Origin of the sequence: Flavobacterium sp. IB48, from assembly GCF_016405855.1 — a bacterium.
GTDB lineage: Bacteria > Bacteroidota > Bacteroidia > Flavobacteriales > Flavobacteriaceae > Flavobacterium > Flavobacterium ginsengisoli.
In genome coordinates this window covers 271,316-293,669 of sequence record NZ_JAEFCA010000001.1, presented here as the reverse complement: position 1 = coordinate 293,669, position 22,354 = coordinate 271,316, and the positions used below count along the sequence as shown (strand labels likewise).

Genomic DNA, 22,354 nt, shown 5'->3' with positions numbered 1-22,354 from the left:
CAATAAATAATTGATAATGTCTTGTTTCATTTGAACAAGACAGGTAATATTAACGTTTAGAGAATTGGAATCTCTTACGAGCTTTCTTCTGACCGAATTTCTTACGTTCAACCATTCTTGGGTCTCTTGTTAATAAACCTTCTGGTTTAAGGATTCCTCTGTTTTCAGCGTTAACTTCACACATTACGCGTGCTAATGCCATTCTTACAGCTTCTGCTTGACCAGTTGTACCACCTCCGTAAACGTTTACTTTTACGTCAAAGTTATCAGCGTTTTCTGTCATAGAAAGCGGTTGTAAAACTTTGTACTGTAAAGTTGCAGTTGGAAAGTAAGTTGCGAATTCTTTTTTGTTTACAGTGATGTTTCCAGTTCCTTCAGAAACGTAAACACGTGCAACAGCGGTTTTTCTTCTACCGATTTTGTGAATAACTCCCATTACTTAAGATCATTTAGGTTAACAGTTCTAGGTTTTTGAGCTCCGTGAGTGTGCTCAGATCCTACAACAACATTTAGATTTCTAAAAAGTTCAGCTCCTAATTTGTTTTTAGGTAACATACCTTTTACAGCTTTTTCTACTAATAATGCAGGGTTTTTAGCTTGCAATACTTTAGCAGTTAAAGTTCTTTGTCCTCCTGGGTAACCTGTATGACGCATGTAAATTTTGTCATTCAATTTTGTACCTGTAAGGTTAATTTTTTCTGAGTTGATAACAATTACGTTATCTCCACAGTCAACGTGTGGTGTATAACTTGGTTTGTACTTACCTCTTAAGATCATTGCAACCTTTGAAGCAAGACGTCCTAAGTTATGACCTTCAGCGTCAACAACAATCCACTCTTTAGTTACAGTGGCTTTACTTGCTGAAACTGTTTTGTAGCTTAATGCGTCCATAATATTATTTTAATTAAACATTCCATCCCCAATAAAGGGGATGCAAAAGTACAATTAATTATTTTAAAACCAAATACCTGAAAGAATATTTTATCTGCTGAAAATCAGGGCTTCAGTTTTTTGATTATTTAGTGAATAAAAAAACCGTCTCCACAATAAAGTAAAGACGGTTAAATATTTTGAAAAAAAAGATTATACAATAAATATGTTGGCAATATCAACCACTTGTTGGGTTGTAAGTGGCTCATCATAAGCTTCTGAGCCCGCTGCAGCTCCAAATGCTGTTGCTGTATTAAATCCTGCCTGCATAGTTACGCCTTCGCCATCATATACAGCTTGCGTTGCAGCTGGCATTCCAGCACCTCGTTCGGCGTTTGATATCCATCCTTTTAAACCTCGTAATCTTCTAACTTCAGAAGCATGGCGTGCTTCAACAGAATGAATTTGTAATGCTGCAGTCAATAAATCTGGTGTTGTAATTAAATTTGCTGCTTGTCCTTTATATGCTCTAACTCCAGTATCTTCAAAAGCTTGTGCCAAAGCTAAAAAGGTTGGATAATCATGAAAAGGGTCAAAAGCGCCTCCAACAGTGAAGTCAAAAGTAGGTTTTGGAACGAAGTTAGCGCTAGCTGTGCCACCCAATCCGGCAATTAAAAATTTCACATGATCAGATTCGTGCGCCGCTATTTGCTGAAATACTTTTAAATCGCGCCCGCTATTTTCAGAAGCTGGTATTACTCCAGAATCTAATGCCATAGCATAAAATTCGTTTTCAAGATATTCTAAGGTTAAAGCAAATTGTAAAGCTCCGATTGGAGTTGCAGGCGTTGCTGTAATGTCTTGTGCAAAAACTTTATTGGTTAGAGCTGATAATCCGAAAGGAATTGAGGCTAAAGCTAAATTTTTACCAATATTTCCAAAATGTGTAAAACTGTCTCTTCTTGAACCCGTACTATTCATTAAATTGTCATCAGTAAAGGATTCTATAAATTTTAAAATGTTCATAATTTCTAAGTTTTAGCGGTTAAGATTAAGGCAAATAATTAGCTGTAAATTTCGTAGTGATAAAACCAGCAGCAATCGGCAGAATTTTAGAAGGATCTTTGGCATCATCTAAACCTGTAGACATATTTACAATATCATCTCCGGCAAAATCTTTAGAATTCGGATTAATCAAACTTCTTATTGCTGAGGCATGTCTCGCTTCTACAGAAACAATTTTTCCAGCTAATAATAAGTAGTCCGCAGTTTTAATTAATTTTCCTGCTCCATTATAGGCGGCAACTCCTGTGTCTTCTAATGCTTTTGCAGTCGCCAAAACTTCGGTACGGCTATTAAAATTTAAGGAGCCATAATTAAAAGCCAGAGTTGGAAGTAATTGAGTACTCGGATTTGGAAGTAATGCGTTTAAAGTAGCTTTAAAAAAATCTCTATGAACTACTTCGTGGTGATATAAGTCTGTTAGTACTTCGCGTTCAACGCTGCTGAAGACAGAATTAAAACCACTTCCATTAACTACTTTAGTATAAAAGTCGGCTTCTAATTGTTCTAGAGCATACGCATAGGTTAGTACTCCAAAATCTCCAGAGCCTAAATCGAAAACACCATTTCTTATTCCTGGCAAAGAATTGTCTGGCATATCATTGTCGTTGTCATTATCGCTGCAGCCAGCTAGAATTAAACCCGTGGTTGCCAGGGTTAATCCACTGAGCTTAAGAAAGCTCCTTCTACTATTCAATGAAGGATCTACTTCATGAATTTTAACTTCGTTTTTCATAATCAAGTTTTTTAATAGTTAACAACAGTTGGTCTCTAGTTATCTGGTATTTAATTATTAACGAAATTTTTGTAAGTACGGTTTTGAGAAATAGCTTTATTTAATTATTATTTCGAAAAGACTTATGTTTTTAAATACTAATAGCTTCTTTTTGTTTTATTTTCGGTAATTCTACTATATTTGTATTAATTACATAAAATTCAATAGGATGAAAGCTAAAGCAACTCTAAAACAAATTGCCAAGGAACTAGGTGTTTCTGTTTCGACTGTATCTAAAGCATTGAATGACAGTCCTGAAATTAGTGAACAAACGAAGGTTAAGATTAAGGAGTATGCCAAACTCAAAAATTATAAGCCGAATGTTATTGGTTTGAATCTTAAGAATCGTAAGACAAAAACGATTGGAGTAATTATTCCTAATATTTTAAATTCTTTCTTTGCGAAAGTTTTTAGTGGTATTGAGAAAGTTGCCGATAAAAAAGGATATAATGTAATTACCTGTATCTCTAATGAGTCTTTAGAAAAGGAAATTCATACGCTTGAAATGTTGAGTAACGGAACTATTGACGGATTTATCCTTTCGGTTTCTCAAGAAGCCCAAAAACTTCAAGATTACAATCATTTTTCTGAAATAATTAACGACGGAACGCCAATCGTAATGTTTGATCGTATTGCAGATGAAGTAGACTGCGATAAAGTTGTCGTAGACGATTTTGATTCGGCATTAAACTCAACACAGCATTTAATAAATTTAGGATGCAAAAACATTGCTTTAATTTCTTCTGTAGACAATTTAAGTGTTGGAAAATTAAGAGCTGACGGATACTTAAAAGCTTTAAAAGACAATAATATTCCAGTTAACGAAAAAATTATTCTTCGTACAGATTCTGAAGATGATATGAAAGCTAAAATTGATTCTATTTTTGATCATAAGATCGACGGAATTTTTGCTTTGGACGAAAATGATTCGGTTGCAGCTTTAAGAGTAAGTTTGAAAAAAGGCTACAGAGTTCCAGAAGATATTTCGATTATTGGTTTTGCTGATGGTATTTTGGCTTCAAGACGTTTATCGCCAAGTTTGACAACAGTAAGTCAGCATGGTGTTGAAATTGGAGAAGTTGCAGCAAAAAGATTAATTGAAAGATTGGAAGAACCTGAAGGAACAGTTTCTGAATATGAAACGATCGTCATCAAGACAAAATTAAAAGAAAGAGAATCTACTAGAAAAGTATAAAGAAAACCCATCAGCAAAAACTGATGGGTTTTTTATTTTATAATGAATATGGGAATTTAGGATTTTTGTACTTTCTTAATCTCTCAAAAGGAACTAAAAAAGATTCTTCGCAATTTCTGGCTGCTCTGTAGAAACTTGGAGTAAATTCTATTCCTTTTTCTGTATAATTCCAAGCTGCATAACGCCAGTATTCTGCGTTGGTGTAATCACAATAATCGTCTTCATTTTTTGGTTTTTCAAAATGTTCCTGAGAATTAATTACAGCAAGTAATTTCGGTGCAAAATAATCATTTCGATATTTTGAAAAAGCATCAAAATTGTTTTCACTGTCACCAGTCACACTTTTGTCAAAAGCTAGAATATCATCAATTCCATATTGTTTTCCGTTATTTAAATCAATTAGATAGCCACTGCTTCCGAAATCTGGATGAGCGCCTCCGCAATCCCAAAACATCGAAATTTGAAAACCTAATAAATCATGGTTCAGAAAGTTAATTGTTGAATTTCCTTCAATTCCTTTTCCTTGGCTGTATTCAAAACTAGATGTGCAATTAAGCTGTGCTAATGTATTTTCAATATGTATGCGTTCTAAAATCGGATTGATCAAAGCTTTGTTTTTCTCTGTGAAGTTATTTCCTAATCTAAAAAAATCAGAATTGCAATGTTTTTCAGAATACCAAACAAATTCTTTATTGTTATACAGTGTGGTTTTCTGTTTTTTAAATTCAAGGAATTTGTATTTTACTAGATTTAAACGTTCGTCCTCAAATCTAATTTTTAGATTCGATTTGTAGTTGTCAAAATTTACAGGTTCAAGATGAACAGCCAATTGTTTTTCTTTGGCATCATACCAAAATCCGTCAAAATTATTACCCGATTTTTTCAGGTAAAACTTCTCGGTAATAACATTGCTAGGTTTAAAATAAAATGAGTAATTATTGTCTTTTAATTTTGCTTCGAGTTTAATGTCTTTTAGCGAATTCTTATAGAAATAAACCGCAGTTAGGTTAGTTTCATTGTCAGATTTATAAACCTGAAGCGTCATAAAGATTGTACTTTTGCCTAAAGTTCCTTCTAGATAATAAATCTTGTCCTGACAAAACGAAATTGTTGAATAAAGTAAAAAAAATAGAATATAAAGCTTTTTCATTTTTTGATTATAAGATTTAGCAAAGAAAGAAGATATTTACAATATAGAAAAATGTGTTTTTTAGTAAATATCCTTTTCAAACTAGTTAGAATTAAACAGCTGTAAAGAATTTATTGTTGCATTACTATATAGTCTTCCAATTGGTAGAATCTTGTTTTTAATAGTTACAGAACGACTATTAAATTGAGAAACCTTTTTTAACGGAATCAAAAAAGAACGATGTATTCTGAAAAAAAAACCTTCGGGTAATTTTTCAATCATTTCGGTAATAGACTGATGCGTTTTAAAAGAATCTTTTTCTGTATGAATAATTAAATAATTGCCTTGTGACTCAAAATAATCTATTTCGTTCAGATATATTTTTAATGTTTTTCTTTCGCACTTGATAAATATAAAAGGCTGTTCAATTTCAGCTTGTGCCAGCTTTTCAAACTGCTGATTCGTTTTTTGGATTTTACTATATTTTTGTATTGCTTTTGAAAATCGTTCCAAAGAAATAGGTTTTAATAAATAATCAATAGCTTCTAGGTCAAATCCTTCGACAGCATATTGTGAATTGGCAGTTGTAAAAATAATTCCGATATCTTTTGGCAGTGATTTAGCAAATTCAATCCCTGATTTGCCTGGCAGATTAATATCTAAAAAAAGCAAGTCTATATTGTTGGTTTTCAGATATCCCAAGGCATTATTGGTGCTCATGAATTTTCCTTTCAAATCTAAAAAATCAAATTTGGCAATATGCATTTCAAGCAATATAGATGCAGGAAGTTCATCTTCTATAATAATACAGCTTATTCTAGTTGGTGTCATTAATTTTAATTTTTAAAGAGACAAAAAAGGATTCAACTTCATTTTTGATATTTAAAATATGCTTTTGAGGATAAAGAAGTTCTAAACGCCTTTTAACATTAGAAATTCCAATACCGCTATATGGATTTTTAGTTTTTTTGTTTTCGAAAAAATCTTGCGGGAGGCTATTCTCGATTTTAATTATTAGCCATTCTTCAGAAAATGTAATTGAAATTGTAATCCATGCTTTTAGACTGACATCATCTAGACAGTATTTAAAACTGTTTTCTATAAAAGGAAGAATTAAGAAAGGCTCAATAACTTGATTTTCTGTAATTCCGCTTGTGCTGAAACTTAGTTCGAGTCTGTTATCAAATCTTAACTGCTGAAGTGAAATATAATTTTGTAGATATTCAATTTCTTTCTCCAAAGGAATATGTTTGGTATTTACCTCATAAACAGAATACCGGAGAAAATCTGAGATTCTAAGGACTATATCTGCAGAATCGTTAGATTTACTTAAAATTTTTGAATACAGACTATTGAGAACATTAAATAAAAAGTGGGGATGAAACTGATTTCGAAGAGAAAACAATTCGGCTTGGAGTTTTTCGGAAATAATCAGCTGCACTTTGTTTTTGGCTTCGGCAATGTAATAAACAAGTTTAATGATTAAAGGAACCGTGACAACAAATTGCAGTTTAATTACATTATATAAATATACAGGAGCAGAAAAAAGCGGTTCCGATTTCCACTCGGTCAAATAGAATGCAATAATGATATAATTGTCAATTAACCGCTGAAGGAATGCAAAGAAGAGGATCGAAATCAAATAAACAAAAATAAATAGCGTCTTTTTTTTTCTGAAAAACAATTTTGGCATTGCTACTTCTACAATCAGTAGAACAAATATAATTTTAGGGAAAACACTATAACATTCATTATAAAAAGCCCTCCAAAAATCATTTGTTGGCAAACCTTGCACTAAGCTGAATAATAAAATATATCCCAACCAGTAGCTGATATAAAGTCTTATTTTTTGAAATGTATTTTCAGGATAAATAGCCAGTTCGTTCATTATCGAGTTTGTTTCTTTAATTGTAAAGCTAGTGGTTTTGCTTTAGAATTAAAATCGTAATGTGGTAGAAAACAGTTTTCTTGTTTAAATAACATAGCAGTTTTTGTATTGTTGTTTGCAACACAAAGCATGTTGTTTAAATAAGTGTCTTTTTGATGGTAGAAAAGCATAATATCTTTCGCTGACTAATGTAATTTAAAAAAACTATCATGAAGAAAACCGCTTTAACTTTAATGTTGCTATTTTGTTTTTCTTGGGTAATAAATGCCAAGAATACTGAAGTTTACCCGACAAATTGGTGGGTAGGAATGAAAACCAATTCTATACAGTTATTAATTCGAAGTATTGATGATTCTTTTACAACAGATAAAGTAGGCATTAATTATCCCGGAATAACGATTAACAAAACATATTCTTTTCCAAATACAAAATATATTGCTATTGATATAACTATTGCGCCAGAAACTGTTGCTGGTGATGTAATTATTGAATTGAATCAAAAGTCAGGAAAACAGAAAATTAAATGGCCTCTTTATAATCGAAAATCGGGTAATGGAACACAATATGCGCAAGGTGTTACTTCCAGTGATTTTATCGAATTAATTATGGTGGACCGTTTTAGTAATGGAGATATTGCAAATGACAAAGTAAAAGGAATGAGAGACCAATCTCTTGACCGAAAAGAAATGTATGATCGCCATGGCGGAGATTTACAAGGTGTGATTAATAATCTGGACTATATTCAGGGGCTTGGAGTTACAGCATTGTGGTTTACTCCAGTTATGGAAAATGATATGGAGAAAAGAACAGAGCATGGTTACGCAATTACAAATCATTACAAAATTGATCAAAGATATGGTGGAGATGCGATGTATGAAAAATTGAGTAATCAGCTTCACTCAAGGGGAATGAAGCTTATTTTTGATGCTGTTTATAATCATATTGGATCATTTCATTTTCTAGAACTAGATCCTCCAGCAAATGATTGGGTTCATCGCTGGCCAGAATATACTCAAACCAATTATAGAGAAATCCCGCTTTTTGATCCTTATGGAACAAAATCAGATAAAAAGAAAATGAGTGATGGATGGTTTGATAAAATAATGCCAGACATTAATCAAGATAATCCGTTTATGGCCAATTTCATTATCCAAAATTGCATTTGGCATATTGAAAAGTTTGGTATTGATGGCGTGCGTCTTGATACTTATACTTATAATGATCTTAATTTTGCCAATCGCTGCAACAAAGCAATTATGGATGAGTTTCCTAAGATTTCCATTTTTGGCGAAATCATGGTGCACGGAGTAGCAAATCAGGCTTATTTTGAGGAAAATAATATAGATACACCGTTCAAAAGCAATTTGCCTTCAGTTGTAGATTTTCAGAGTTTGTATTACGGAATCATTCCAGCTTTGACAGAACCTTTTGGATGGAAAGGCGGAGTTAATCAATTGTATTATACTTTGAGCAGTGATTTTTTGAGTAAAAATCCAATGCAGAAAGTATTGCTTTTGGACAATCATGACGAGGCTCGATTTTTTTCATTAATGGGAGAAAATGTAGAAAAGCAAAAAATGGGCTTTCAGTGGTTGCTAACTTGCAGAGGAATTCCACAGCTATATTATGGTTCTGAAGTTTTGATGAAGGGATTTAAAAATCCAGATGGCTTACTAAGGGCTGATTTTCCAGGAGGATGGAAAGAAGATGAAAAAAATGCTTTTACAGGAAAAGGAATGACGGATGACGAAAAATCGACACAAGAGTTGGTTCGTAAACTGGCTAATTTTAGAAAAAATGCATCAGCAATAAAAACAGGAAAAATGATGCATTATACACCTGTTGATGGCTTATATGTTTATTTTAGATATGATGACAGCCAAACAATAATGTGTGTGATGAATACAAGTAGTTCTGAAAAAGAAATTGACTTTCAAAAATATGATGAAAGAACTGCTGGTTTTACTTCTGCTAAAAATGTGATTACCGAAGAAAGTTTTTCAACTTCCAAAAAGACAATTATTCCAGCAACAAAAATGTGGGTTTTAGAATTAAATAAATAAAAAGATGTTTAAAAAAAGTATAGTTTTTCTTTCGATTCTTTTTCCTCTCTGTATCTTTTGTCAGTCTGATGAAATGGAGAATTCAGTTCAATATTTGTCAAATAATTACAAAAGCCCTGAAGAATATATTGCTTCAAAATTTGCAGAAAAAGATATAATCCTACTGGCCGAGGAACATCGAGTTAAAGAAAATCTCTTATTAGTAAAGAATTTGATTCCTGTTCTGTATAAAAACAACGTCTATAATTTGGGAATGGAATTTGGGGCAAATGAGGATCAGATAAAATTAGATTCTTTAGTCTCTGCTCCTGAGTATAATGAAGATCTAGCTAGAAAATTAATGTTTAACTATAATTCAGGCTGGGTTTTTAAAGGATATACTGATTTGTACAAGGCTGCTTGGGAGTTAAATAAATCACTGCCTAAATCTGCAAAGAAATTCAGAATCTTAAATTTAAGTTATCGTTACGATTGGTCCTCGTTTTTAGGACAGCGAACTCCTGAGAAAATGAAAAAGGTATTTTATAGAGGAAATACAGAAACATTTCGATTTGGAATTACAGAGAAAGAAATTATTGCCAAGCAAGAGAAAATTTTGATTCTTACAGGAGATATCCATGCATTTACAAAATATAAATTTCCTGTGTATGATTTTCTGGGACAGGATTTTGTGAGGTTGGAGGATGGTTATTTTGGAAATCAGTTGTATGCAAAATATCCGCAGTTAGTATATTCTATTTTATTGCATAAACCTTTTGCTAATCGACCTGAAATTAGACCAAATTTGGTTTCGCCAGCAAATGGAAAAATAGAAATTATAATGCAAAAACTGCAAAATAAACCAATCGGATTCGATTTGATTAATACGCCTCTTGGAAAATTACTAGATGATAGTTACTATTCTCTCGGTCATAGTAATTTTACATTAGAAAATTTTTATGATGGTTATGTATTTCTAAAACCAATTAAAGAGCTTTCAGGATGCGATATTGATCCAAATTTTTTAACGGCTAATAATTGGAATGAAGCTCAAAAAAACATGGCAGATCCAGACTGGAGACCTCGACCAAAGAACTTAAAAGATTATTGGAAACAAATTAAAGACTATGGAGATATTCCAAAAAAATATGCAGAAGCAGATAAATACTAGCCTGAAACTGTTATAAATTAAAAATCCGCTAAAAGCATTCACTTTTGGCGGATTTATTTTTTACCGAAATTTTACTGAAATATTAATGTGCCTCTAACCAATCTTTACCCATTCCGAGTTCAACTTCTAAAGGAACCGACATTTTAAAAGCATTTTCCATTTCGTGTTTAATCATTGGCTGGATTTTTTCGAGTTCGTCGTTGTGAACATCAAACACAAGCTCATCATGTACTTGCAGTAACATTTTAGATTTCCAGTTTTCGTCACGAAGTTTTTTATGAATATTGATCATTGCGATTTTAATCACATCGGCAGCGCTTCCTTGAATTGGGGCGTTTACAGCATTTCGTTCTGCCGCACTTCTTACAACAGCATTAGCAGAATTAATATCTTTTAAATATCTGCGACGGCCTAAAATAGTTTGTACATAACCTTTTTCGCGTGCAAATTCGATTTGTTCTGAAATGTAAGATTTAAGACGAGGATATGTTTTATAATAAGCATCAATCAATGCAGCACTTTCGCTTCTAGAAAGTGAAGTTTGGTTGCTCAAACCAAAAGCAGAAACACCATATATAATTCCAAAGTTTACTGTTTTTGCATTACTTCTTTGTTCGCGGGAAACTTCTTCTAAAGGAACATCAAAAACTTTTGCTGCGGTTGCTTTGTGAATGTCTTCTCCATTTTGGAAAGCTGCAATCATATTTTCTTCACCACTCAAAGCAGCGATAATTCTTAATTCAATTTGCGAGTAATCGGCAGAGATTAAAGTGTAATTTTCATCGCGTGCCACGAAAGCTTTACGAATCTGACGGCCTCTTTCGGTACGAATCGGAATATTTTGCAAGTTCGGATTATTAGAGCTCAAACGCCCAGTTGCCGCAACAGTCTGCATATAATCGGTATGAACGCGTAACGTTTTTTTATCAACTTGTTCTGGTAAAGCCAAAATATAAGTGCTTTGCAGTTTTACCATCTGGCGCCAATCTAAAATCTGTTTTACAATTGGGTTGTCATTGGCCAAATAAGTCAAAACTTCTTCGCCAGTTGCATATTGTCCCGTTTTGGTTTTCTTTTGTTTTGCGCCGCCAATTTTTAGTTTATCAAACAAAATATCTCCTAATTGTTTTGGAGAAGCCAAATTGAATTTTTCGCCAGCAGTTTCATATATTTTTTCTTCTAAAGCTTTGATTTCAACTTCCATTTCAGAAGACATTGCTTTTAAGAAATCTACATCCAAACGAATTCCTTCAGTTTCCATGTCTGCCAATACGCTTACTAACGGAATTTCGATTTCGTCAAATAACTTTTTAGTTTCTGTTTTGTCTAATTCGGTTGTGAATATTTCTTTTAATTGTAAAGTAATATCGGCATCTTCAGCAGCATATTCTTTAATATCTTCCAAAGAAACATCGCGCATATTAAGCTGATTTTTTCCTTTTTTACCAATTAAACTTTCAATAGATTTTGGAGAATATTTCAAGTACGTTTCTGCCAAAATATCCATATTATGACGCATATCTGGATTAATTAGATAATGCGCAATCATCGTATCAAAAAGTTTTCCTTTTACGGTTACACCATAATTAGAAAGAATTTTTAGATCGTATTTTAAATTCTGTCCGATTTTCTCAATGTTTTCATTTTCAAAAAACGGAACAAATTTGTCTACTAAAGCTTTTGCTTCTTCATGGCTTTCTGGAAACGGCACATAAAATGCTTTTCCTTTTTCGTAAGAGAAAGACATTCCGACCAATTCTGCGTGCAAAGCATCGATTCCTGTGGTTTCAGTATCAAAACAAACCGAAGTCTGTTTTTGTAAATTCTGCAAAAGCATTTTAATGCCTAAATCGCCTTGAATGGTTTGGTAAAAATGCTCTGTGTTTTCTAAAGTACTATAAAACGAAGTTCTTTCGATTTCAGCGTTTTCTCCATTCGTATTTCCGCCTCCAAAAAGATCAAATTGGTCTTCATTTTTAGGCTGTGCTTTTTTGTATAATTTGGCATCAGGAGCTGGAGCAGCAGTTTGTGTACCATCAGTTTTAAATAAATTGTCAAACTGTTCTGCCATTCTTCTAAATTCTAATTCTTGAAAAATAGCATCAGTTTTTTCAATATCTGGGCGAGAAAGTTCGTAGTCTTCTTCATTAAAAGTAACATCACAATCGGTAATAATTGCTGCTAATTTTTTAGAAAGAATCCCTTTTTCTTTATTAGCTTCGATGTTCTCTTTCATTTTGCCTTTTAGTAAATGCGTGTTTTCTAAAAGGTTTTCCATGGTTCCAAATTCTTTCAGGAACTTTTTAGCTGTAACTTCACCAACACCTGGCAATCCAGGAATATTATCTACAGCGTCGCCCATCATTCCAAGGAAATCAATTACTTGTTCTGGTCTTTCGATTTCAAATTTTGCCAAAACCTCAGGAACACCCCATATTTCGATTCCGTTACCCATTCGGGCAGGTTTATACATAAAAATATTTTCAGAAACTAGTTGCGCAAAATCCTTATCAGGCGTTACCATGAAGACTTTGTAATTTTGTTTTTCTGCTTGTTTAGCGATTGTTCCAATTAAGTCATCGGCTTCACAGCCTTCGATTTCGATAATCGGAATATGCATGGCTTTTAATAATTCTTGAATATAAGGAACAGCAATTTTAATTGCTTCTGGTGTAGCATCACGATTGGCTTTGTATTCAACAAACATTTCTGTTCTTACATGGCTTCCGCCTTTATCGAAAGCAACGGCCAAGTGGTCTGGTTTTTCTCTTTTAATAACATCCAAAAGTGAGTTCATAAAACCCATAATTGCAGATGTATCCATTCCTTTTGAGTTGATTCTCGGGTTTTTTATAAAGGCATAATAACCACGAAAAATTAATGCGTAAGCATCTAGAAGAAAAAGGCGTTTTTGAGTTGACATATTAAAAATATTAGTCTGTAAAAATAAACAATTGGGTTTTAAAAAACGATTTGGTTTTCGAAAATTAATTTTTTAAACCATATAAGTCGTATAAGTTCATTTTAGTAGAAATGCAATACATTGCATCTTCTCAATGTTGTAAAGAATAGTAGGCAATTAAATGAATTTATGCAACTTATTAGCCAGAAAATAAGCAAAGAGTTAATATCAAGTTAAAATTTTTTATTCAGTGATTTCTTCATTTTGGCTTCATTTTCTGAGGGTAATTTTGATCTGTAAAATAAAAATTATTAATTCATAAATATTAGAAATCATGAGAAATTTATTAATGTTATTAGTAGCAGTTTTAGGAACAAGTGCAATGGTTCACGCATTTCCTGCAAAAGATGGAAAAGAAGCTCCGGCTAAAGAAGTAAAAGCAACTAAACATCCTAAACACAAATCTGATAAAAAAGCAAAATCAGCAAAAACTGAAGCTCCAAAAACAGAAGCTGCTAAGCCAGAACCTGCAAAAGCTAAATAAAAATTGCTCTCGTTTTGTTTTCGAAGCGTTGTAACGAAGGCAAAACAGGAATAATGATTATGAGAACGCGATTGAAGAAGCTGATGAAGAAATTTGTCAGCTTTTTTCGTTCGTTAATTTTTTTAATAATACACTACTCAATTTTTGATAATTGATTAATTTTAATTTCGCTTAAATAGTGGGCTTATGAATGTTTTAATTGTAGAAGATAATAAAGAACTTGCTGTAGAGGTCTACGATTTTTTATGCAACTCAGGATACATCTGTAAAATTGCCAATAATTGTGCCGAGGCTCTTGAAGAATTCGGTAGCAATGATTACGATGTTATGCTTTTGGATCTTGGACTGCCTGATGGAGATGGTTTTGAGGTTTTGCAGGCAATCAGAAAAACAAAATCAAAAATTGCGGTCATTGTACTTACTGCTCGCGGAGAATTGGATGATAGAATAAACGGACTTCATCTTGGAGCTGATGATTATTTGACAAAGCCTTTTGCTCTGACAGAATTGGCAGCAAGAATATTTGCAGTAGTTCGCAGAATTCATGGATTTACTCTTAATAATTTAAGCATTCATGGTTTTTTATTGCAACTTCAGGATTATAGAGTGAGTTTTAACGACCAGCTAATTAATCTGACTAAAAAAGAATTTGATATTTTTCAGTATTTGGTTCTAAACAAAAACCGTGTTATTACACGATTGCAATTAACAGAGCATATTTGGGGCGATATTTTGGAGGTTAACTCAGACTCTAATTTTATAGATGTGCACGTTCGTAATCTCCGAAAAAAATTGGATAAACACACTTCTATTGATTGGTTCGAAACTGTTCGAAATGTAGGTTATCGTATAAACGAATAAATCGATTCTTGTGAAAATAAAACACCAATTAGCTATTTTTAACGCATTGAGCAGATTGCTGGTCATTTTGATTTTATGGCTGATGCTTCCTATTTTAGTAAAAAATGTAGTGTATCATCATATTAATAATACGCTAGTTGAAAAGAAGAAAAAATTTATTCAGCACTTAAATAAAGAAGAGATCAATGAGTTTATTGAAAACCCAGAGGATTCAACCGATACTTTCTCCGAGTTTTCGACGCTTCATAGTGAGTTTTTGGTGCTATCCCGAGTTTCGATAAAACCACATCAGAAAAAAACAACTTTCAGTAATGAATACCGAAAAATAGAAGGAGAGGAAAGTGAGTATAGAATCTTGCAGCATCATTTTACATATGATGGCGAAGATTATCAGCTTGAAATAGGAAGCAGTTTGAGCGAGGTTAACGATTTAACTTTTGTAATCAAGCTTTTTATTATAATTGTTTTTGTGATAATTCTATTTATTACTTTTTTGGCAGATACTTTTTACATCGAATATCTTTTAAAGCCATTTTATAAAATTATTGATACCAAAATCAGGCGTGTAAACGAACCGGAAACATTTGACCATACTCCAATAAAAGCAACTTCAAGAGATTTTAGAGAATTGGATTTTGTTTTAAACCAAATGATGGATCGAATTACTGAAGTTTTTAAAAAGGAAAAACAATTTATTTCGAACGTTTCGCATGAACTTCTTACGCCAATTGCACTGCTTAAAAACAAACTTGAAAATTTGTTGCAGAATCAATCTTTAGACGATAATGCAGTTGATAAAATTGCAGGTTCGTTGAAAACATTAGATATGCTGAAAAAAATCATTAATAATCTCCTGCTGATTTCGAGAATAGATAATAATCAATATATAGCAGATGAAGAAATCAATCTCAGAGAAATTGTTTCTGATTTGCAGGAAGATCTTCAAGATCGAATTGAGGATAAAGATATTCAGTTCATGAACGAAATAGAAAACGATTTTGTTTTTACAGGAAATAAAACCTTGGTTCATATTCTTATATATAATCTCGTAACTAATGCCATCAAATATAATAAGCCTAAAGGAGGAATAATTATAGAGGATGGTTTTGCCGATGAACATTACTTTATCTCAGTAAAAGACTCTGGAATAGGAATGGATGAATCGCAGCTTGAAAAAATATTCAGCCGTTTTGCCAGAATCAGTTCAGATCAGGAAGGGCAGGGGTTAGGGCTTGCAATTGCACAGAGTATTGCTACTTTTCATCATATTCAAATCAAAGTAAAATCGGTTTTAAACCAAGGAACTACTTTTACATTGTTGTTCGAAAAAGCCAAATAAAAGTTAAAATTTATTGTAAGAGTTTATCTTCATTTTGTCTTCATTTTACGATTATATCTTTGGCTTATAAATAATGAATTAACAATCAATAAAAATTTAAAATCATGAAAAAATTAGCAATTTTAGCAGTAGCAGTTTTAGGAACATTTGCAATGGCAAACGCACAAACAACGCCAGCACCAGCAAAAAAAGAAGCAAAAACTGAAAAACACGATAAAAAAGCAGACAAAAAAGCTAAAGGTGAGAAAAAAGCAGAAGCTGCAAAACCAGAAGCTCCAAAAGCAAAATAAAACGAGATTTTAAGTCTTAAGATTAAATAGTTTTAAAGGTTGGTAGGTTAAAGCTGAAAGAGCCATCTTTCAGCTTTTTTATTTTTACAGCGTTAAATTTTTTATAATAAAAAGAAATAGAATTCTCATTCTTTGTTACTTTGTTTAAAACTATAAATTAAATGATCTTTCGTTTTATAATTCTATGCGCTCTCTTATTATTTATTGAGTTCTATTCATATCAGGCTTTTCGAACATTAATCAAAACACGTTGGGTTTTGATTAGTTACCAAGCTATAAGCTTACTGATTTTAATCTTTATTATATATTCTTTTTCGCAAGTAGACCGATCAGTTGGTCAGACTAGACAATTTATGTTTACTACAGGCTTAATGCTGACGGTATATGTGCCTAAAATTGTGCTTACGCTGATCATGTTTGGTGAAGATATTTTTAGGATAGGAGCAAGCATCTTAAATTATTTTGTTTACAATACTCCTCGAAAAGAAATGATGCCCGATAGAAGGAAATTTGTTAGCCAGATAGCTTTAGGGTTGGCTGCAATTCCGTTTCTTTCTATTATTTATGGAATTTTTGAAGGAAAATATAATTTCAAAGTAATCAAACAAACTGTATTCTTTCCAGATCTTCCAGATGCTTTTGATGGGTTTAAAATCACACAGATTTCAGATGTCCATAGTGGCAGTTTTGATAATCCTGAGAAGATTAACTACGCAATTGATTTAATTAATGCACAGGAAGCAGATTTGATTTTGTTTACGGGAGATATTGTAAATACACATGCTAAAGAAATGCATCCTTGGTTGGAAACTTTTAATCGTATTAAAGATTATAAATACGGAAAGTTTGCAGTTTTAGGAAATCACGATTATGGCGAATATGTAACGTGGCCGTCTGAGAAGGAAAAAGATGAGAACTTTCATCAAATTAAAAATTTATACGGTCAAATTGGCTTTAATCTTATGTTGAATGAGCATACTTACATTCAAAAAGGAGATGATAAAATCGCTTTAATTGGTGTTGAAAATTGGGGAGTGAATTTTAAGAAAGCAGGCGATTTGAACAAAGCATCTGAAAATGTGCACCAAGACGATTTTAAAATTTTAATGAGCCATGATCCAAGTCATTGGGAAGCTGAAATTAAAGATCATCCAAAGAATTTCCATCTTACATTTGCAGGCCATACACATGGTATGCAGTTCGGAATTGAAATTCCAGGGTACTTTAAATGGAGTTTAGCGCAGTATATTTATAAACAGTGGGCAGGATTGTACGAAAACGTCGGAAGATACGTTTATGTTAACCGTGGCTTTGGTTTTCATGCCTATCCAGGACGAGTTGGTATTATGCCTGAAATAACAGTCATTGAACTAAAAAAGGGCCGTAATGTCGCTTAATTCGTTAAAAATGCTAAATTTGTATTATATTTATTTCTTTTTAAAGATTTAAAAAACTTAATTTTTTGGTTTTATGTCAAAATTTGGAGAACTAATAAATGCTCAAGTTCCAGTGTTAATTGATTTTTACACAGATTGGAATGAATCTTCAGTTTCTATGCATCCTGTTATTAAGGATGTAGCTGCTGCGCTTGGTGATAAAGCCAAAGTAATCAAAATAGACGTAGATAAAAATCAGGAACTTGCAGAAGCACTTCGTATTAAAGGACTTCCGACTTTAATGATTTATAAAGAGGGACAAATGATCTGGAGACAATCTGGAGAGCTTGATGCGAATACTATAATCGGAATTGTTCAGGAACAATTTAACGTCTAAATAACTACTTTTTATTGATGTTATTTAGTGAATAATATCAAACTTATATCCGTTTTCTTTTAAAAAATGCAGTGTTCTAGGCAAGGCAAATCTTAAATTTGGAGAAGCCTTAATACTGTCATGAAAAACAATCACACTACCTGATTTTACATTTTTTGTTACGTTTTCAAGACATTTTTCGGGCGTAATGCTTTGATCAAAATCAGCACTTAAAACATCCCACATTACAATTTTATAGCCTAAACTTCTAAGGATTTTAGATTGCGCTTTTTTGATTTTTCCGTAAGGAGGACGAAATAATAAATGGTGAGGCGCTTTTTCTTGCTCATCCAAAATAGCAGCACAGTTTTTTACATTTTCGATATATTCATTTGTGTGGCTTTTCCATCCATTTACGTGATTCATTGTGTGATTGCCAATAGAATGCCCATCAGTAATTAACTTTTCAAATAAAGTCAGATTTGCTTTAATATTCTTTCCGATGCAGAAAAAAGTAGCTTTCGCATCAAATTTTTTTAATTCAGACAATACCCAGTCTGTAATTTCTGGAGTAGGGCCATCATCAAAGGTGAGGTATATTTTCTTTTCGTTGTTAGGAATGTCCCAGCAATATTTAGAAAATACCTTTTTGATAAATGCGTTAGTTTTGACCCAATAGAAGCTCATTTTGAATTAAAGTTGTATTATATCTATAAAATTAAAAAATGCAGCGCTATTTATCAAATAGCGCTGCATTTTTTTAATAAGTAAAATTTACGTATATTATTTATTCTTTTTCACGTCCAAAGCGTTCAAAAACATTTACGTAAGTATTAAATGTAGTCTTGTGCTGGTTGTAAAAAGCATTGTCTTTATTGTCATCCATTACGTGCAGCAAGCTTCTGTAGCGTTCAATATCTGTAATAATATCTACTGCTAAAGTAGTTTGATCAGAAGGAGGCAATGTGCTATAATAGTTTAAGTTCTCTTTGTATTTCTGAACTAATTTGTTTAAAAGATCTTGCGCTTTAGCTTTTTCGCCTACTTTATAGTAACCATCAGCAAAAGCTTCAACTAAAGAATAATAGCCATATTTATCTAAAGGCATTTTAGTCATCGCTAAATTGATGATATTTTTAGCTTTGTCAATTTTGCCTTCTGCAATAAGCTGATTCATTAATCTTGAAAGATTTGTACGGTATGTAATACTGTTTCTTCTAGTCTCAGGATCGTGATAGATTTTTTCGCTTTCACTATTTCCCCAATCCCATTTCATTACAATATCATACATTTTATCAGCATCGATTTGTCCCATATCTAATGGTCCTCCATCTTTAGAACGAGCATTTTTTATTGGAACCAATTTGTAAACCATTCCGTCTAATTGCAAATAATCTTTTAACCATAGATAATCTTCATCATCAAAAGCACCACCACTAAAGTAAATTGGTCTTTTCCAGTTGTTATTTGCTAAGATATCAAGCATCATTAAACGGTTTTTGTATAGTGCGTTTCCTTTGATGTCAATATCCAAATAAGGAACAATAGAATCGTAATATTTAGGATTAACTACTTTATTTTGAATAATTGTATTTTTGTCCACATTAACTCTAATCTTGTTTGTTGGATAGAAATGAATGGTTTGTCCATTTTGTAAACCAACAGTCGATTTAGGGTTTTTGATGAAATCGATAAAATCTTTAATATTCCAACGAGTATCAATTTTTTGAATGTAAGCTGTATAGTCCAAATTATCTCCGACATACTGGCTATGTTCGAATGAAATAGGCAACGGGTTAGATTCATAAGACTTCGCTTTCATTTGATCGATGTACCAATCTGTCATAAATAAACTTGTATTTACAATTTTTACATCGGTTCTGAAATGCTCAATCTCTTGTGCATACCAAAGAGGGAATGTGTCATTATCTCCAATGGTGAATAAGATGGCATTTTTGTCGCAAGAACTTAAATAAGCTTTTGCCATTGCCACTGCAGTATATCTTCCAGATCTGTCGTGATCGTCCCAGTTTTGAGAAGCCATTAAAACAGGTGCCGCCAATAAACTTCCGGCAATAATTACTGGTCCTGCAATTTTTGGAGCAATATATTTTTGCAAGCTTTCGTAGAGTGAATAAACGCCGAATCCAATCCAGATGGCAAAAACATAGAAGGAACCAACCAGAGCATAATCTCTTTCACGAGGCTCAAAAGGTCTTTCGTTTAAGTATATTTTTAATGCAATTCCTGTGAATAAAAATAAAGCTAAGAGAACATAAAAGCTCTTTAAATCCTTGTTGGCGTGGTACATTATACCAATTAAACCTAAAATAAAAGGAAGGAAATAATAAGCATTACGTCCTTTGTTGTTTAATACATCAGAAGGTAAATTATCTTGAGAACCTAAATGAACAGAATCTAAAGCTTTAATACCGCTAATCCAGTTTCCATCCAAATTATCATATTTACCTTGAACATCATTTTGACGTCCAACAAAATTCCACATTAAATATCTCCAGTACATGTATCCGAATTGATATTCAAACATAAAACTGAAGTTGTCTACTGTAGATGGTTTTTCAATGATCAGATAATCTTTGTAACTGTTTAAGAATTTAACATACCCTTCATTGTCAATTTGTTTTTGAGCATAAGCTTTTCTGAATTCAGAAACTGTTTTCTCAACTTCATTACGCAATTGAGCAGTAGCTTTATTGTATTCATCTTCACTTAATTGACTAGCGTCAATTCCGTATTTTGCTAGTTCTTCATCGTAATCATAATTAGGATTGATTCGGAACTTCGGAGGATTGGTAAAGTTGATATAGTTTTGAATATGAGCTGTTTCTGTACTCCACATTCTTGGTAGAACTGCTTTCTGGTTGTCATCAGAATTTTGTTCTGCATTCTTATAATTGTTGGTAATAATGTATTTACCAGTTTTATAATCTCTCTCGTAGTTTGGTTTTTTGTCTAAATAAGGTGTTTTAGCATCAAGACCAGCAAAAAGTTCAGTGTATTGAGGACCATAAAACAAAGGATTAACTCCATATTGTTCACGGTTATAGTAAGCTAAAACTTCAGTAGCATCTGATGGCTTGTTTTCGTTAATAACTGTATTAGCATTTGCGCGAACAGGAAGCATTAACCAAGTTGAGAAACCAATAAGAATGAATAAGATACATAATATAATAGTGTTGTAGAATATTAAGCCTTTTTGTCTAGTATATTTTAATCCAAAATAGAAAAACGCAATAAATAATAATGCTACAAAGATAGTTCCCGAGTTGAATGGAAGTCCCATACTGTTTACCATGAAGATTTCGGTTTTTCCGAAAAATGCCATTGTAAGAGGAAGAAGTAATTTGAAGATAAATAATAAAATTCCAATAACTACAATATTAGCAACAATGAAATTTTTGATTGTAACTTTTTCGTAGTGTTTGAAATAGTATAAAAAACCAATTGATGGGATAGTTAAAAGAGCCATAAAGTGAACTCCAAACGAAAGACCAACAACCAAAGATATAATTAAAAGCCATTTGTTTCCTTTTGGTTTGTCCATGTCTTGCTCCCAGCGTAGTCCAAGCCAAAAAAGCAATGCAATTAATAAAGAAGCCATTGCATAAACTTCGGCTTCTACTGCGTTAAACCAAAAACTATCAGAAAATGTATAAGCTAAAGCTCCAACAAAAGAGCTTCCTAAAATTACTATCGAATTGTTTTGATTAATTTCTGCAAAACGAGCTACAATTTTCTTCAAAATCATAGACGATGACCAAAACATAAATAATATGGTAAATGCGCTAGAGAAGACAGACATCATATTAACCATTACAGCTACATGTTGAGCATCTATTGCAAACATTGCAAAAAATGCACCCATCATCTGGAAAAGCGGAGCTCCCGGTGGGTGACCTACTTCAAGTTTGGCTGCGGTAGCAATATATTCTCCGCAATCCCAAAAGCTCATTGTAGGTTCTACTGTTAATGTATAAGTTATTAAAGCGATTGCAAATGCAAACCAACCAATAATTGTATTCCATTTATTGAAATTGAATTGTGCCATATTTAGGTGTTAAAAATTTGAACGTTTTATATCCTACAAAGAAAATGTTTTTTTATGTAAAGAAACGAGCATTAACAAAAAATTCTATAAAACTATAAGTTAAAAGTAACGTGTTGTTTATGAGATGTTTTTGGTGCGCGATCAGATTTTGTCGAGAAAAAAAACAAAAAAAATGATTTTTTTTGCTCAAAAAGTTTGCACAAACTAAATAAAGACTTAAATTTGCACTCGCTTAACCGCACTGCTGGTCTATGGTGTAATGGTAACACTACGGTTTTTGGTGCCGTCTTTCTAGGTTCGAGTCCTAGTAGACCAACAGAAAAGTCTCTCAGAAATGAGAGACTTTTTTTTATTTAAAAAAGTTTCATTTAAAATTTGCATAAATTAAATAAAGTTTTAATTTTGCACCCGCTTAACCGCACTGCTGGTCTATGGTGTAATGGTAACACTACGGTTTTTGGTGCC

19 protein-coding genes and 1 tRNA gene are annotated in these 22,354 nt (G+C 32.6%); 10 read left to right on the top strand and 10 right to left on the bottom strand.

Translation table 11 applies throughout. The features are described 5' to 3' along the window. Positions 1 to 49: 49 nt before the first annotated feature. From rpsI to JC605_RS01315, 4 genes are all read right to left on the bottom strand, one after another. Entirely contained in the window at positions 50 to 436 is a 387-nt protein-coding gene (gene rpsI, locus JC605_RS01330; RefSeq protein ID WP_198854525.1) for a 30S ribosomal protein S9, read from the bottom strand. Then, positions 436 to 891, bottom strand: a complete 456-nt coding sequence (rplM, locus tag JC605_RS01325; RefSeq protein WP_095927953.1) for a 50S ribosomal protein L13 — start codon at positions 889 to 891, stop codon at positions 436 to 438. The genes rpsI and rplM overlap by 1 nt, the downstream gene beginning before the upstream one ends. Before the next feature lie 192 nt (positions 892 to 1,083). Further along, positions 1,084 to 1,896, bottom strand: a complete 813-nt coding sequence (locus JC605_RS01320; protein WP_198854524.1) for a ferritin-like domain-containing protein — start codon at positions 1,894 to 1,896, stop codon at positions 1,084 to 1,086. Positions 1,897 to 1,921: 25 nt separating this feature from the next. Beyond that, entirely contained in the window at positions 1,922 to 2,668 is a 747-nt protein-coding gene (locus JC605_RS01315; protein ID WP_198854523.1) for a ferritin-like domain-containing protein, read from the bottom strand. Positions 2,669 to 2,876: 208 nt separating this feature from the next. On the opposite strand from JC605_RS01315, the gene JC605_RS01310 reads away from it, so the two are divergent. After that, positions 2,877 to 3,902, top strand: a complete 1,026-nt coding sequence (locus JC605_RS01310) for a LacI family DNA-binding transcriptional regulator (protein WP_198854522.1) — start codon at positions 2,877 to 2,879, stop codon at positions 3,900 to 3,902. 37 nt (positions 3,903 to 3,939) lie between these two features. Here the strand turns inward: JC605_RS01310 and JC605_RS01305 are convergent, their stop codons facing one another. The 3 genes from JC605_RS01305 to JC605_RS01295 form a co-directional block, all read right to left on the bottom strand. Continuing rightward, a complete protein-coding gene (locus JC605_RS01305; RefSeq protein ID WP_198854521.1) occupies positions 3,940 to 5,052 on the bottom strand; it encodes a hypothetical protein in 1,113 nt (370 codons plus the stop codon). An 81-nt stretch (positions 5,053 to 5,133) separates the two neighbouring features. Next, on the bottom strand, positions 5,134 to 5,862 hold the full coding sequence (locus JC605_RS01300) for a LytTR family DNA-binding domain-containing protein (RefSeq protein WP_198854520.1): 729 nt from the start codon (positions 5,860 to 5,862) through the stop codon (positions 5,134 to 5,136). Further along, the gene (locus tag JC605_RS01295; protein WP_198854519.1) at positions 5,849 to 6,919 is read right to left on the bottom strand and encodes a sensor histidine kinase; all 1,071 of its coding nucleotides are present in this window, start codon (positions 6,917 to 6,919) and stop codon (positions 5,849 to 5,851) included. Before JC605_RS01295 ends, JC605_RS01300 begins: the two co-directional genes overlap by 14 nt. A gap of 209 nt (positions 6,920 to 7,128) precedes the next feature. On the opposite strand from JC605_RS01295, the gene JC605_RS01290 reads away from it, so the two are divergent. Then, positions 7,129 to 8,982: an alpha-amylase family glycosyl hydrolase gene (locus JC605_RS01290; RefSeq protein ID WP_198854518.1), complete on the top strand. Its 1,854-nt coding sequence runs from the start codon at positions 7,129 to 7,131 to the stop codon at positions 8,980 to 8,982. A gap of 73 nt (positions 8,983 to 9,055) precedes the next feature. Further along, entirely contained in the window at positions 9,056 to 10,132 is a 1,077-nt protein-coding gene (locus JC605_RS01285; protein ID WP_198854517.1) for a hypothetical protein, read from the top strand. Between the two features lie 82 nt (positions 10,133 to 10,214). Here JC605_RS01285 and polA read toward each other — a convergent pair whose 3' ends face one another. Beyond that, entirely contained in the window at positions 10,215 to 13,055 is a 2,841-nt protein-coding gene (gene polA, locus JC605_RS01280) for a DNA polymerase I (RefSeq protein WP_198854516.1), read from the bottom strand. A 313-nt stretch (positions 13,056 to 13,368) separates the two neighbouring features. Here polA and JC605_RS01275 point away from each other — a divergent pair, with 313 nt between their 5' ends. From JC605_RS01275 to JC605_RS01250, 6 genes are all read left to right on the top strand, one after another. Continuing rightward, entirely contained in the window at positions 13,369 to 13,578 is a 210-nt protein-coding gene (locus JC605_RS01275) for a hypothetical protein (protein WP_198854515.1), read from the top strand. Positions 13,579 to 13,764: 186 nt separating this feature from the next. Further along, positions 13,765 to 14,439, top strand: coding sequence for a response regulator transcription factor (locus tag JC605_RS01270; RefSeq protein ID WP_198854514.1), 675 nt, complete (start codon positions 13,765 to 13,767; stop codon positions 14,437 to 14,439). A gap of 10 nt (positions 14,440 to 14,449) precedes the next feature. Further along, positions 14,450 to 15,778: a HAMP domain-containing sensor histidine kinase gene (locus tag JC605_RS01265; RefSeq protein ID WP_286969682.1), complete on the top strand. Its 1,329-nt coding sequence runs from the start codon at positions 14,450 to 14,452 to the stop codon at positions 15,776 to 15,778. Between the two features lie 104 nt (positions 15,779 to 15,882). Next, positions 15,883 to 16,068 carry a hypothetical protein gene (locus JC605_RS01260; RefSeq protein ID WP_198854513.1) on the top strand — a complete coding sequence of 62 codons (186 nt, stop codon included), beginning with the start codon at positions 15,883 to 15,885 and terminating at the stop codon, positions 16,066 to 16,068. 161 nt (positions 16,069 to 16,229) lie between these two features. Next, positions 16,230 to 17,465 (top strand): metallophosphoesterase, encoded by a 1,236-nt coding sequence (locus JC605_RS01255; RefSeq protein ID WP_198854512.1) that lies wholly within the window; start codon positions 16,230 to 16,232, stop codon positions 17,463 to 17,465. A 73-nt stretch (positions 17,466 to 17,538) separates the two neighbouring features. Then, complete coding sequence (locus JC605_RS01250) at positions 17,539 to 17,841, top strand: co-chaperone YbbN (protein ID WP_008466807.1); 303 nt, start codon at positions 17,539 to 17,541, stop codon at positions 17,839 to 17,841. A gap of 24 nt (positions 17,842 to 17,865) precedes the next feature. On the opposite strand, the gene JC605_RS01245 is transcribed toward JC605_RS01250, so the two are convergent. Together JC605_RS01245 and JC605_RS01240 are read right to left on the bottom strand one after the other, a co-directional pair. Then, the gene (locus JC605_RS01245; RefSeq protein WP_198854511.1) at positions 17,866 to 18,507 is read right to left on the bottom strand and encodes a polysaccharide deacetylase family protein; all 642 of its coding nucleotides are present in this window, start codon (positions 18,505 to 18,507) and stop codon (positions 17,866 to 17,868) included. A gap of 100 nt (positions 18,508 to 18,607) precedes the next feature. After that, the gene (locus tag JC605_RS01240; protein ID WP_198854510.1) at positions 18,608 to 21,889 is read right to left on the bottom strand and encodes a DUF2723 domain-containing protein; all 3,282 of its coding nucleotides are present in this window, start codon (positions 21,887 to 21,889) and stop codon (positions 18,608 to 18,610) included. Between the two features lie 245 nt (positions 21,890 to 22,134). On the opposite strand from JC605_RS01240, the gene JC605_RS01235 reads away from it, so the two are divergent. Continuing rightward, positions 22,135 to 22,205, top strand: a tRNA-Gln gene (locus JC605_RS01235). Positions 22,206 to 22,354 lie beyond the last annotated feature (149 nt).

Bases quoted from the DNA above. Each gene is read 5' to 3' on its own strand.
- JC605_RS01290 (WP_198854518.1), top strand. From the start codon at position 7,129: ATGAAGAAAACCGCTTTAACTTTAATGTTGCTATTTTGTTTTTCTTGG.
- JC605_RS01275 (WP_198854515.1), top strand. From the start codon at position 13,369: ATGAGAAATTTATTAATGTTATTAGTAGCAGTTTTAGGAACAAGTGCA.
- JC605_RS01295 (WP_198854519.1), bottom strand. From the start codon at position 6,919: ATGAACGAACTGGCTATTTATCCTGAAAATACATTTCAAAAAATAAGA.
- JC605_RS01315 (WP_198854523.1), bottom strand. From the start codon at position 2,668: ATGAAAAACGAAGTTAAAATTCATGAAGTAGATCCTTCATTGAATAGT.
- JC605_RS01240 (WP_198854510.1), bottom strand. From the start codon at position 21,889: ATGGCACAATTCAATTTCAATAAATGGAATACAATTATTGGTTGGTTT.
- JC605_RS01260 (WP_198854513.1), top strand. From the start codon at position 15,883: ATGAAAAAATTAGCAATTTTAGCAGTAGCAGTTTTAGGAACATTTGCA.
- rpsI (WP_198854525.1), bottom strand. From the start codon at position 436: ATGGGAGTTATTCACAAAATCGGTAGAAGAAAAACCGCTGTTGCACGT.
- rplM (WP_095927953.1), bottom strand. From the start codon at position 891: ATGGACGCATTAAGCTACAAAACAGTTTCAGCAAGTAAAGCCACTGTA.
- JC605_RS01320 (WP_198854524.1), bottom strand. From the start codon at position 1,896: ATGAACATTTTAAAATTTATAGAATCCTTTACTGATGACAATTTAATG.
- JC605_RS01255 (WP_198854512.1), top strand. From the start codon at position 16,230: ATGATCTTTCGTTTTATAATTCTATGCGCTCTCTTATTATTTATTGAG.
- JC605_RS01245 (WP_198854511.1), bottom strand. From the start codon at position 18,507: ATGAGCTTCTATTGGGTCAAAACTAACGCATTTATCAAAAAGGTATTT.
- JC605_RS01300 (WP_198854520.1), bottom strand. From the start codon at position 5,862: ATGACACCAACTAGAATAAGCTGTATTATTATAGAAGATGAACTTCCT.
- polA (WP_198854516.1), bottom strand. From the start codon at position 13,055: ATGTCAACTCAAAAACGCCTTTTTCTTCTAGATGCTTACGCATTAATT.
- JC605_RS01250 (WP_008466807.1), top strand. From the start codon at position 17,539: ATGTCAAAATTTGGAGAACTAATAAATGCTCAAGTTCCAGTGTTAATT.
- JC605_RS01285 (WP_198854517.1), top strand. From the start codon at position 9,056: ATGGAGAATTCAGTTCAATATTTGTCAAATAATTACAAAAGCCCTGAA.
- JC605_RS01270 (WP_198854514.1), top strand. From the start codon at position 13,765: ATGAATGTTTTAATTGTAGAAGATAATAAAGAACTTGCTGTAGAGGTC.
- JC605_RS01310 (WP_198854522.1), top strand. From the start codon at position 2,877: ATGAAAGCTAAAGCAACTCTAAAACAAATTGCCAAGGAACTAGGTGTT.
- JC605_RS01305 (WP_198854521.1), bottom strand. From the start codon at position 5,052: ATGAAAAAGCTTTATATTCTATTTTTTTTACTTTATTCAACAATTTCG.